We start from the raw sequence: 11,933 nt of genomic DNA on the forward strand, positions 1-11,933 counted from the left end.
GAGGATACCCGCAGTCACGATCGCCGCTCAGAAACCCAGGCTGGCGAGCAGGTCGTCGACCTCGCTCTGGTCGCTGACCACGTCGGTGCGGCCTTCGGGGTTGACGACCGGGCCGTTGAGCACCGAGCTGTCGACCTTGTCGCGCTGGTCGGGCGGCACCACCTGCACCAGCAGCTTGACGAGGCTGTCTTCCAGGTCGATCGCCAGTGCGACCACCTTGGCGACCACCTGACCGGTGAGGTCATGGAAATCCTGCGCCAGCATGATGTCGGTCAGGTGCTGGTCGATGCGTGCGGTCGAGGCCTCGACGTCGTGCGCGAAGTTCAGCACCGCACCGCTGGCCACCGCCTTGACCGGGTCGGCCACCAGCGCGGCGGCCAGCGCCCGCGTGTCGGCCGAGATGCGCAGGTGCTCGCTCTTGGCGTGGTCGACCGAGTTCAGCACCTTGTTGGCGGCGTCGGAGGTCTTGTTGGCGATGTAGTTCAGGCGGCTGCGGGCGTCGGGCAGGCCCTCGGCGGCGGTCTGCAGCTTGGGCATCACGCCCAGCTGCTGCAGCGTGTCGTGCAGCAGGCGGGTGATCTCGCCGATCTGCTGGAACACCTCCGGCGACGTGACGACGCCTTCGGGGGGTGCAAACGCGGCAAAGTCTTCGATCTTCATGTTCGCTCTCCCTGAGGGTTCAGGCCGTCGCAGCCAGCTTCTGCATGATCTTGGTGACTTTTTCTTCCAGCGTGGCCTTGGTGAAGGGCTTGACGATGTAGCCGGCCGCGCCGCTCTGGGCGGCCAGCACGATGTCTTCCTTGCGCGCCTCGGCGGTCACCATCAGCACCGGCAGGTGCTTGAGGGTCTCGTCGGCCTTGACCGCCTTGAGCAGCTCGAAGCCGTTCATGACCGGCATGTTGATGTCGCTGACGACGAAGTCGAAGCGGCTGTTCTTGAGCATGTTGAGCGCGACGTGGCCGTCCTCGGCCTCCTCGACGTTGTTGCAGCCCATTTCCTTGAGCAGCCCGCGCACGATGCGGCGCATGGTCGAAAAATCGTCGACAACCAGAAATTTGAGGTCTGATGAAGTGGTCATGGTCGGTCCTTGGCGTAGCGGGTGAGGACGGTGTGAATGGCGGGGAGGCTGGGTGCAACAGCGCGATCGATGCCTGTTTATCGGTTCGCGTGCGGGGCACTTGAATGCGCGGCGGCGTCAGACCCGGTCGTTTCGCCGGTGGGCGCGGGGGCCTCCGGCTCGACGGGCGGGGCATCGCCCGACTGGAAGAACCGGTCCTGCGCCTCGCGTGTCATCACGATGATGCTGATTCGCCGGTTGATCGGGTTGAGCGGGTCCTGCTGGTCGAACGGCACGCTGGCCGCCAGGCCCTGCACGCGCAGCACCCGCGCGTCGTCGAGTCCGCCGGCGAGCAGTTCGCGGCGCGAGGCATTGGCGCGGTCGCTCGAGAGCTCCCAGTTGCTGTAGCCCGCGCCGCTGCCCATCGGCTTGGCGTCGGTGTGGCCCTCGAGCGTGAGCCGGTTCGGCACCTCGGTCAGCACCGAGCCGATGGCGCGCAGGATCTCGCGCATGTACGGTTTGACCTCGGAAGCGCCGCTGTCGAACATCGGCCGGTTCTGCTCGTCGACGATCTGGATGCGCAGGCCGTCGCGGGTCATGTCCAGGCGGATCTGGTTCTTGAACTCGGCCAGCTTGGGCGAGTTGGCCATCACGTCCTGCACCCGCTGGCGCAGGGTTTCGAGGCGCTCCTGCTCGGCCTTGCGCTGCGAGGTCTTGATGGCTTCGGCGTTGTAGGTCTTCTTGCTCGGCACTTCGCCGCGCTTGACCTGGCCGGAGGTCTGCGAGAGGTCGGTGCCGCCGCCCTTGATCACCGAGGTGGCGTCACCGGCGCCGGCGCCACCCGACATCGCCACCTTGAGCGGGCTCTGGAAGAAGTCCTGGATGCCCTTCTTGTCGCCCTCGGTGGTCGAGCCCAGCAGCCACATCAGCAGGAAGAACGCCATCATGGCCGTGACGAAGTCGGCGTAGGCGATCTTCCAGGCGCCACCGTGTGCCGAGTGGCCGCCCTTCTTGACCCGCTTGATGATGATGGGCTGGAGCTTTTTCGCGTCGCCGGCCATGGTGTGCGCCTCCTTATTTCTTCTTCACGTGCGCTTCGAGCTCGGCAAAGCTCGGGCGCTCGGTCGAATAGAGCACCTTGCGGCCGAACTCGATCGCGATCTGCGGCGCGTAGCCCTGCATGCTGGCCAGCAGCGTGGCCTTGATGCACTGCAGTTCCTTGCCGTCCTCGTCGATCTTCTGTTCGAGCAGGCCGGCCAGCGGCTCGGCAAAGCCGTAGGCCAGCAAGATGCCCAGGAAGGTCCCCACCAGCGCCGAGCCGATCATGCCGCCCAGCACCGCCGGCGGCTGGCCGACCGAGCCCATGGTGTTGACCACGCCCAGCACCGCCGCGACGATGCCGAAGGCCGGCAGCGCGCCGGCCAGCCGGGCGATCGCCGCGGCCGCGCTGTGCGCCTCGTGGTGGTGGGTCTCGAGCTCGCTGTCCATCAGCGATTCGATCTCGTGCGCGTTCAGGTTGCCCGACACCATCATGCGCAGGTAGTCGGTGATGAACTCGGTGACGTGGTGGTCGTTGCCGACCACCGGGAACTTCTGGAACAGCGGCGAGCTGTGCGGATCCTCGATGTCCTTCTCGATCGACATCAGGCCTTCCTTGCGCGACTTCTGCAGGATCTCGTAGATCAGCGCCAGCAGCTCCATCGCCCGTGCCTTCGAGTACTTCGAGCCCTTGAAGCACGCGCCCAGACCCTTCATCGTCGCCTTCAGCACCTTCATCTGGTTGTTGGCCACGAAGGCGCCGAGGGCGCCGCCGAAGATGGTGATCATTTCCCAGGGCAGGGCCTTCAGGATGACGCTGATGTTCCCGCCGTGAATGATGTACACGCCGAAGATGCATCCGATGGCGACGCCCCAGCCGATCAGGACAAACATGGTTCTGCTCTTTCCTATGCGGTGATGGCACGTGACCGGGTGGTGCGCGCCGCGTTCACCATGTTTTGCATATCGGTCATTTCGGGCTTGCACTTGAGGTGCGGTGCGGCCGCGAAAGGGCCTCTGTTCGATAGATCCACACGGGCAGATCGCGTCCTTCGCGCAGCACCGCGTGCGGTGTCCGACCGGGCACCTCGAACGCCAGGCTCACCAGCCAGCTGCCCGGCGCCAGTTCGGCCTGCGCCTTGGCCCAGGCGCGCGGCATGCTCTCGGGGCGCTGGAAGACGTAGACCAGCGCGTGCCCCGACCACGGCTGCGCCCACATGTCGCCCTGGCGGATGCGGGCCCAGCGGCAGCGCAGCGCCGTCGCGATCGACAGCGGCCAGCTCCATTCGATGCCGTGCAGCCGGGCGCGCGGGTACTGGTGCCGCAGCGACCGCAGGCCATGGCCGAGGCCGCAGCCGGCGTCGAGCACGCTGGCCTCGTCGACGGGCAGCGGGGCGGCCTGCGCCAGGCCGCTCAGCGCGTTCTGGGGGGTCGGGAAAACCGGCGCGTCGTGCCAGGCGCGCAGCGGGTAGGCCAGCGCTAGCAGCGCCAGCGGCAGCAGCCAGGCCCAGGCCGGCAGCCCGACCGCCGCGCCGCCGATCAGCGCCGACAGCGGAAACCCGCCGGCGAGCATCCACTGGCGCCAGCGGCTGGCGGCCAGCAGCGCGCCGGCTGCACCGAGCGCGCAAGCGAGCGCAAACGCCACCGCTGCGCCGGCACCCAGGTTCAGCAGCCAGCCGTGCAAGGCCCAGCAGGCCGCCCACAGCACGAGGGCCGCCATCGGCCAGTGCAGGCGCTGCGGCATCGGTTTCGATGCCGCGGTTGCGGGCGAGGCAGGATCGAGCGAGTGGCCGGACATGCCACGTTTATCCGTCCTTCCGGCCTCGGTCGGTGCGTGTTGCAACGCCGGCCGGACCGGCCTGTTCCGGGCTTAGCGTCTCGCCGTCGCCGTCGGCGGGTTGTCGCGTCAGATCAGCTCGAGCAGCTTTTCGTGATGGATCCGCACCCGCACGTCGGCCACGGCCACGGCGCCGGTGACGGCGCGGCCCGTGCGGGAGGTGTCGCGCAGGACCGGATCGGCCAGCGGCAGGCCGCTCGTGCCGACCAGCGCAGCCACCATCGGCTCGTTGGCCTTGCCGCCTCGTGCCAGCACCACGCCGATCTCGCCGGTCGCCAGTTGCACGTAGCTGCCCGGCGGATACATGCCCAGCGTCTTGAGCAGGGCCGACCCCAGCTCGTCGGGTCGCCCGTCGGGGCCGACGCAGGCGTCACGTGCCGCGGCCAGCGGCGACATCGGCGAGCGTGAGGCCCGCCGGCTGACCTTGGCGGTGAAGCGGTCGACCACGCCCAGCAGGCGGGCCAGCCGGCTCGACGAATCGAGCCGGGCGAGCGGCGTCTCGAGCAGGCTGCGGTCGTGGTGCAGGCGCACCACCTTCAACCACCGCGGGTCGCGCACGCCGATCGCCGCCAGTTCGGAGGCCGACCGGAGGGCGTGGCTCTGTATCTGCTCGCGCTGTTCGGGTGTGGGCGGTTCCTTCTGCGTCGCGAGCCGGTCCTGCAGGGCCGTCATCGACAGGTTCATCGTGATCGACGCCAGGCTGAGTGCCTGCACCTCGTCGTCGGTCCACTGCAAGGCGGTGGCCACCCGTGTGCAGATCACCGCGCAGAGTGCGGCGTGGTGGCTGCTGTAGTGGCGAGTCTGGTGCGCGGCGTGCTGGATCATCAGGAACAGCACTTCGTTCGGATGGCTCTCGGCCAGGCTGTTCGAGATCGTCACGGCGAGGTAGAGGCGTTCGAGCCAGCCGCTGTCGCGCTGGCCTTCGCGCAGCAGGGCAGTGACCTGCTGCATCTGGCTCTCCCAGCGCTCGATCAGCGAGATGTTGGTGTCCAGTGCGGACGCGCAGCGCTGCCTCGATGGGCTGTCGCCGCCGGCTCTGCCGAGCGATTCGCGTGTCAGGGCGGCGCCGCTGCCGGTGTCGCGCCAGCGCGCCACGGCGATCTGCTGCAGCGGCGCGTCGTCGAGCATCAGCGCCTGCACCGTCTGGTTGGCCCGCTCCAGCCAGCCTTGGGCCTCGCTGTCATCGGCAAACAGGGCCTTGCTGCGCAGCGTCTGCAGTTGCGCCTCGTGTTCGATCGCAGTGCCGCTGGCGAGCATCAGCATGCCGTTGGCGTCGTAGACCCGGAAGGGCAACGCTGCCCGCAGATGCAGGTGTCGGGGTGACAGTGAGATCAGGGCCATGGTTGTCGCGGTGTGCTGACCTGTCGTATCGGCACGTGCGGGCTCGCGCTTGAGGTGCGGGCCGGCAAAAGAAAACGGGCCTGTGAAGGCCCGTTGAAAGGCATCGCGAAGATGCCGAGGAGGAGATAACCAGAAGAAACCGGGAAACGGCCTGGACGATCCAGGTCAGTGAAGCTGCAGGCCGCCGCTGGCCTTGCCCTTGCCGGCCCGCGCCGGCGGGTTGCACAGGCCGCACACGTAGTGCTTGGCGATCTCGTGCGGGTGGGTCACGAAGTGGCCGCCGCACTTGGAGCAGGCGGTCATCGTGAGCATGCCGTTGTCGACGAACTTGACCAGCCGCCAGGCACGGGTCACCGACAACAGGGGCTCGAGACCCTGCGATTGCGTCTGCTCGAGGTAGAGCTGGTAGGCCTTGATGATGGTGTCGATCTCCTCCATCTCGGCGACCTTGTTCAGGTACTCGTGCGTGTTCAGGAACAGGCTGGCGTGGATGTTGGGCTGCCAGGTCATGAACCAGTCGGTCGAAAAGGGCAGCTGGCCCTTGCTCGGCGACTTGCCGGCGACTTCCTTGTACAGGCGCAGCAGGCGCTCGTAGGACAGGTCGGTCTCCGACTCCAGCACCTGCAGGCGTGCACCGAGCTTGATCAGCGTGATGGCACGCTCGATCTGCTTGGCTTCGGTCAGGATGCTCTTGGCTCGCATGGGGACTCTCCGTCGATGGGGTCCGGTGATTGTCCGTTGCCGTCGTCGAGGGTCAAGTGTTTCAGGCGGCTTCGTGATGGCGGCCGGCCATCAGGATGCTGGCGTGCAGGCGCGAGATGCCGTCGTTGGCGGCGCTCTTGCCGTGGTTGGTGAGCAGGCTCCAGACCAGATCGTCGTCGACGCGCATGCGGCACAGCAGCGTGTTGCCCGAAGCGATCTTCATCATCTGCGACGGCGACAGGGTGTCGAGGATCGTGGCGGTCTCTTCCGACACGCCGAGGCGGAACAGCGCCTGTTCGCGGTCAGCGCGGATCAGGCTCTGAGCGAGCATCAGGTAGGACAGGTTGGCTTCGCGGATTTCGGCAAGGATCTGTTCGGTGTTCATGGCGGGCTCCTGGCGGGGTGGGCTGCAGTTCAGCGATTCGTTTCAACTTGAGATGAAGTGTGAACCGTCGAACTGGCTCGCAACATCAGGTCACTTCTGCCGCTTGAGTCCTTCTTTTTCCATCCGATCTGTCAGGCAAATTCCTACACGGCATCAGCACGGATCGACCGCGGTGACGCCTCGCCCCGTTCTGCCGGGGCCAGTGCTGTCGGTGAATTCAGGCCAGCGCGGTGCTGCGCTGCTGTTGCTGCTGGAGCAGGTGGTGCGACTGCCGCGCCGCGATGGCGGCCAGTTCGGGGTGTTCGGTGCGGAAGCTGCGCGCGCAGTCCGCGTGCATCAGCCCGTCGAACAGGCTCAGCGATTCATGCTGCTCGCCCAGCGCGGCCAGGCTCATCGCGAGGGTGAACTGACTGGCGGCGTGCTGTGGCTCGAGCAGCAGCGCGCGGCGTGCCATCGGCACCGCCGTGGCGAGGTCGCCGCGCTGGAAGGCCAGCGCCGCGGTGTCGGCCAGGATCTCGACATCCTGTGGCGCGGCTTGCACCGCCTGTCGCAGCAAGGCCATCGCCCGGTCGGCATCGCCCGCGCTCAGCGCGCTGCGCGCCTGGTCACGCAAGGATTGCAGGCGAGCGGGCGCGGCCGCCTCGACCCGGCGCGCGTGGCGTGGCGCCGGTTCGCCTTCGGCTCGCGCCAGCAGGGCATCGATCGACGCGACCACGCGCGACAGGCTGGTGGCCATCGGCGTGATCGCCTCGGTCGGGCGCGCGAGTGCTTCGAGGCGCACATAGGGCAGGCCGAACAGGTGCAGCCAGCAGCGTTCGAGCACCCACGGGTAATGCGGGTCGGCCCGGCACAGCGTGGCGATCTGGTCGAGCTGCGGCGCGGCGTCGGCCAGCAGGGCGGCGATCGCCCGGCCGCGTACCGCGAACACGCCACCGTAGGCCATCAGGCCGATGTCGGCGTCGGCCGCGTCTTCGGCCAGGCGCGTCAGGCCGCAGAGTTCGTAGAAATGGGCCGCCAGGTTGGTGCCGTCCGGCAGGTCGTGCTGGCGGCGATGGTGTTCGGCGTGGCGCCAGGCCTGCTCGTCCATGAAATGCACCGAGCCCCAGGTGCACAGGCTGTAGCGCTCCGGGCGTACCGCCATCGCGCCGATCCAGTCGCGCGCGTCGCGCTCGGCCAGCCGATGGGGCGGGATGCCGCGGCCCTGCGCGGTGGTCGGGGCGCCGTGAATCGACAGCGGCTGCACGTCGCCCCAGCGGTGCGGCTTGCGCAGCAGTTCCAGGAAGGCCGGCGCGTGCACGAAGGGATTGCCGGGCGTGAAGACGGTGTGATCGTCCGCGCCGGTGGCGCCGACGGTCTTGAGGTGATGCAGATAACTGGCAGCGCTGGCGCCGCCGCCCTGCATCGGGACGACCTGCGTGCCTTCGGGCAGGCGGCCCGGATCGAGCGGTGCGCCGTGGTTGTAGACCCGCACGCTGCATCGGGCGGGCAGCTGATGCAGCCAGGCCAGGTCTTCGGTGTTGCGAGAGACGACGAGGTGGAGCATGGCGTGACAGGCTGGAAGCGTGAGATCCGTGGGGGCTGCATCGGCAGCCGATGACAGAACTTTAGAGGCGCTACTCCAGCCCGATCATCCGAACAGCGGCACAAAGTGCAACCGACTCGCAACGTTCATGACCGCCCGGATACAGACTCAGGTCGGCGCGTTGTCCAGGTCGACGGCGTCGCCGTCACCGTCGTCGTCCGGCAGACCGCCGAAATCGGCCTGCATCGTGCGGGCGGTCATGCGTTCGGCCAGCGAGGTGGTGGTCCTGGCCAGCCGCACGCGCATGAAGTGGGCGCCCTCCTGTCGGCACGGTTGCAGGCGCGCGTCCAGGTAGATCAGCTCGCGCAGCGCGAAGCGGTGCTCGAACCAGCCGAGATACCAGAACCAGTCGGTGTAATAGAGCCAGGAGTTCTCGTTGAGCGCGCGCACGTGGGTCGGGTCCTGCCACGCGGTGGGCGCGCGCTCGTAGGGCACCTCGATGTCCATCACGCCGCCGTCGGCCAGCAGGCGCAGGCAGTTGCCCATCAGGCGCGGCAGGTCGCTCACGTGTTCGAGCACGTTGTTGGCGTAGATGCGCGTCAGGCCGCCGGCATGCAGCTCGGTCGGGCCGGTCTGCGGGCTGTCGATGTGCAACGGCAGCGACAAGGGTTGAGCCAGGTCGAGCAGGGCGTCGGGCTGCGCGCTGGCGAGGATGTCGACGTTGAGCCAGCCCGGCTTGTAGTCCTTGCCCGAGCCGATGTGCAGGCGGGTCGGTCGCCAGGGCTCGCCCGCCATCTGCTGCTGGTGCACCTGCCGGTAGCCGGCGGCGAAGGCCAGCAGCTCGGCGTAGTCGCCGATCACGTCGTGCGTGGCAAAGGCCGCCAGCTGCTGCGCCGAGGCGGCGTGGAACTGCGGCGTGTCGAACTGCGTGCGCAAGAAGTCGTCGATGCGTTCGACGTCGAGCCAGTGCACGCTGTCCTCGAACTGCGCCGGCACCGCGCTGCCGGGGCCGCGCTCGGAGATCACCGGCGTGCCCAGCGACAGGCACTGGAACACCCGCGCCTGCTCGAAACGCGCGGTCGGATAGAAATGCAGGTTGAGCACAGCCTTGGCGCGCATCACCAGGGCGTCGCGTTCCGGGCCGTAGACGGGGCCGTCGAGCAGCGTGACGCTGCGGCCGCTGCGCTCGAGACGCTCGATCAGCGCGCGCCGGCGTTCGTTCATCGAGCCGAAGAACAGCAGGTCGATCGGTCGATCGGCCAGCGGCAGCACCTCGGCGGGCTGCAGATAGGGCGCGTGGGCGAAGCCGAAGATCGGCACGTCGTCGGCACGCGCCTGGTAGGCGGCGACGTTGTCGGCGTGGTAGTCGACCACCGCCGAGCCGGCCAGCAGCTGCAGGTAGGCGGGCTTGACGGCCGCGCCCTCGGCGCCGAGCTGCTCGAGGTTGACGAAGATGCAGCTGTGGCGCTGGCGCAGGCCGGCATCGAAACCGAGGTGCGCGCCGAACACGAAGTTGACCGCGTCGTGGCGCAGCCGGTTCTTGGCCAGCGTGACGCTGGCACCCATGCGGCGGAACTGGTGCCTGAAGAACCGCGCCTGGTCGATGAAACCGAGCGCATGGACATAGCCCGACGGCTGGACGATGCACAGGTGGACGTGGGGGAGTTGCATGCGGGGCGCTCGTGAAGGTGGGGCGTGGATGCCGGCTCAGCGCGCGGCCGGCTCGGCGGCGGCCAGCGGCACAGGGGGCAGGCCGGCGTCCTGGCGCGCGACCATGCGCTCGATCAGGGCCTGCCAGTCGGTGGCGAAACGGGCGCCGTCGAACAGCGTCGAGGCCTCGCTCGCACGGGCCAGACGGTCGCGCAGATCCTGGCGGGCGGCGTCGCTGCGGCTGAGTTCGATGGCGCGGTCGACGTAGGTCGCGAGGTCGTCGCAGATCAGCTCGTCCAGCCCCAGCGTGTGAACCAGGCTTGCGGCCACCCGTGCCGCGAAGTTGCGGCCCGTCAAGGTCAGCACCGGCACGCCCGCCCACAGCGCATCGCTGGTGGTGGTGTGACCGCTGCAGGGGAAGGTGTCGAGGATCAGGTCGGCCTGCGGCAGACGCGCGCGGTGGGATTCGATGTCGACGAACGGCGCAAAGACGACGCGCTGCGGGTCGACGCCGTGGCCGGCGGCCACCTCGCGCAGGCGCGCCTGGGTGTCGGCGTCGGGCACCAGCATCCACAGCAGCGCGCGCGGCTGCGCGGCCAGGATCCGGCACCAGGCGGCAAACACCTCGGGCGTGGTCTTGTACGACTGGTTGAAGCTCGCCAGCACCAGCGCATCGTCGGGCAGGCCGCAGCGCTGGCGGCTCCAGGCGACGGGGCGCGAGCGCTGGCCGTCGTTGGGCTGATAGCAGTGCGGCATCTGGGCGATCGCCTCGGTGAAGTCGCCCTGGTGCGCGAGCGGCGTGACGATCGGGTCGCCGATCAGGTAGTCGATGCCCGGCTCGCCGCTGGTGCCCGGGTAACCCAGCCACGCGACCTGCAGCGGCGCCGGGCGCTGCGCCATCACGTCCAGGCGGTGCCCGGCGGTGTAGCCCTTGAGGTCGAACAGCACGCCGATGCGGTCCTGCCGGATCTGCTCGACCAGCCGCTCGGTCGACCAGCCGCGCACTTCATGCACCCGGGTGGCGGTGGCCAGCACGCGGGCCCGGGTGGCCGAGCGGTCGTCGGGGCCGCCGCTGTAGAAATGCAGCTCGAAGCGGCTGCGGTCGATGTGTTCGAGCGCCTGCACCAGCAGGAAGCTGGTGGCATGGTGGTGGAAGTCGGACGAGATCAGCCCGAGCCGGATCCGGCCGTCAGCGCGTGGCACCGGCTGGGCGCTGCGCGGCACGGCGGCGGTGCGGCCGGTGGCGCCGGAGTTTTCGGCTGCCCAGCGCAGCAGGGCGGCGTCGTCGCTCAGGCCGAGCAGGCAGAAGGGGCTGAAATCCTGCAGCGGCGTGCCCGGTGGCAGTGCGCGCGCCGCGGTCACGGCCAGCTGCAGGCGCTGCAGGTCGTCGGGCAAGGCCGTCCAGTCGCAGGCCCAGGCGGCGTAGTGCGCCGCATACAGGGCGTTGGCGACGGCCAGCGGATCGGCATCGAGCCCCATGCGGAAACACACCGCCGCTTCGGCGTGGCGCTTGAGGGTGGCCAGGCTGTGCCCCAGCATCAGGCTGGCGCTGCGCCTGAGCATGACGACGTTGCCGTCATCGCGGCGCGCCGCGCTGTTGGCGAGCATCAGGGCCTGCAGGCAGGGCTGGACGGCATCGGCTGCGCGGCCCAGGTGGAACAGCGCCTGGCCACGAGCCAGGTGCCAGGCCGCGGGCAAATCGCTTGGCGCGACGGCGGCGGCATGTTCATCCAGTGCCGCGAGCACCTCCTGGTGGGCGCGCGTGGCGTGCAGGCCGTCGATCAGGAACTGGCAGTAGGCCCACTGCGCCGGGTCGAGCCGGGTGGCCCGGCGTGCGGCGTCGGTGCAGGCCTGGCGGGCGCCGAGCGCCTTTTCGCTGCGCGCCAGATTGATCCAGTAGAGCGCCTCGTCCGGGGCATCCTGCACGGCGCGGGTGAAGGCGGCGCGGGCGGCCTTGTGGCGCGCCTTGGCGTGGTGCTCGCAGCCCTCGCGCCAAGCCCGCTGCGCGCGCTGGCTGCGCGCCGCCACGGCACGCGGGTTCGGGCGGGGCGACTGTGCGGCGGCAGGAGCGGTCATGGCGGGCGATGGCGTGGCGGGCATCGCTTCACTGTATTCAAGTCGGGGCCTGCTGGAACCGATGAAATGGCCTGTGCCAGGGCGGCAGTTCGCGCCTGGGCGCCGCCTTGCGCGGCGCGTCGGCGGGGACGGTCTGCAAGATTTTTACGGGGCCCGGCCTAAAGTTTCCGGGCGCCGGGGCCGAAAACAAAATCAACGGGTCGCAGATCAGATCCGTGGTCCGGTAAGCCGGCTGATGCAGAAAACGACCTCCGGGTCAGAGGCTGCACCCAGGCTGACGAGCGCCGGACAACAGTCCAGACCGAAAGGTCTGGGGCAATCTCAA

11 protein-coding genes are annotated in these 11,933 nt (G+C 68.9%); all 11 read right to left on the reverse strand.

Going from position 1 to position 11,933, the window contains the following annotated elements:
* Nucleotides 1–27: 27 nt before the first annotated feature.
* Nucleotides 28–660, reverse strand: coding sequence for a protein phosphatase CheZ (locus tag LCHO_RS04975; protein WP_012346031.1), 633 nt, complete (start codon nucleotides 658–660; stop codon nucleotides 28–30).
* 19 nt (nucleotides 661–679) lie between these two features.
* The gene (gene cheY, locus LCHO_RS04980; protein WP_012346032.1) at nucleotides 680–1,078 is read right to left on the reverse strand and encodes a chemotaxis response regulator CheY; all 399 of its coding nucleotides are present in this window, start codon (nucleotides 1,076–1,078) and stop codon (nucleotides 680–682) included.
* A 77-nt stretch (nucleotides 1,079–1,155) separates the two neighbouring features.
* Nucleotides 1,156–2,118: a flagellar motor protein MotB gene (gene motB, locus LCHO_RS04985; RefSeq protein ID WP_012346033.1), complete on the reverse strand. Its 963-nt coding sequence runs from the start codon at nucleotides 2,116–2,118 to the stop codon at nucleotides 1,156–1,158.
* A gap of 13 nt (nucleotides 2,119–2,131) precedes the next feature.
* Entirely contained in the window at nucleotides 2,132–2,989 is an 858-nt protein-coding gene (gene motA / locus LCHO_RS04990) for a flagellar motor stator protein MotA (RefSeq protein WP_012346034.1), read from the reverse strand.
* A 76-nt stretch (nucleotides 2,990–3,065) separates the two neighbouring features.
* A complete protein-coding gene (locus LCHO_RS04995) occupies nucleotides 3,066–3,839 on the reverse strand; it encodes a class I SAM-dependent methyltransferase (protein ID WP_012346035.1) in 774 nt (257 codons plus the stop codon).
* A 162-nt stretch (nucleotides 3,840–4,001) separates the two neighbouring features.
* The gene (locus tag LCHO_RS21950) at nucleotides 4,002–5,273 is read right to left on the reverse strand and encodes an HD-GYP domain-containing protein (RefSeq protein ID WP_012346036.1); all 1,272 of its coding nucleotides are present in this window, start codon (nucleotides 5,271–5,273) and stop codon (nucleotides 4,002–4,004) included.
* Nucleotides 5,274–5,438: 165 nt separating this feature from the next.
* The gene (flhC, locus tag LCHO_RS05005; RefSeq protein ID WP_012346037.1) at nucleotides 5,439–5,975 is read right to left on the reverse strand and encodes a flagellar transcriptional regulator FlhC; all 537 of its coding nucleotides are present in this window, start codon (nucleotides 5,973–5,975) and stop codon (nucleotides 5,439–5,441) included.
* Nucleotides 5,976–6,036: 61 nt separating this feature from the next.
* Nucleotides 6,037–6,360, reverse strand: a complete 324-nt coding sequence (gene flhD, locus LCHO_RS05010; RefSeq protein WP_012346038.1) for a flagellar transcriptional regulator FlhD — start codon at nucleotides 6,358–6,360, stop codon at nucleotides 6,037–6,039.
* Between the two features lie 217 nt (nucleotides 6,361–6,577).
* Nucleotides 6,578–7,903: a tetratricopeptide repeat protein gene (locus LCHO_RS05015; RefSeq protein WP_012346039.1), complete on the reverse strand. Its 1,326-nt coding sequence runs from the start codon at nucleotides 7,901–7,903 to the stop codon at nucleotides 6,578–6,580.
* Nucleotides 7,904–8,050: 147 nt separating this feature from the next.
* On the reverse strand, nucleotides 8,051–9,553 hold the full coding sequence (locus LCHO_RS05020; protein WP_012346040.1) for a class I SAM-dependent methyltransferase: 1,503 nt from the start codon (nucleotides 9,551–9,553) through the stop codon (nucleotides 8,051–8,053).
* Nucleotides 9,554–9,589: 36 nt separating this feature from the next.
* Nucleotides 9,590–11,608: an O-linked N-acetylglucosamine transferase, SPINDLY family protein gene (locus tag LCHO_RS21955; RefSeq protein ID WP_012346041.1), complete on the reverse strand. Its 2,019-nt coding sequence runs from the start codon at nucleotides 11,606–11,608 to the stop codon at nucleotides 9,590–9,592.
* Between the last annotated feature and the right edge of the window lie 325 nt (nucleotides 11,609–11,933).

This window comes from Leptothrix cholodnii SP-6, assembly GCF_000019785.1.
Classification (GTDB): Bacteria; Pseudomonadota; Gammaproteobacteria; order Burkholderiales; family Burkholderiaceae_C; genus Sphaerotilus; species Sphaerotilus cholodnii.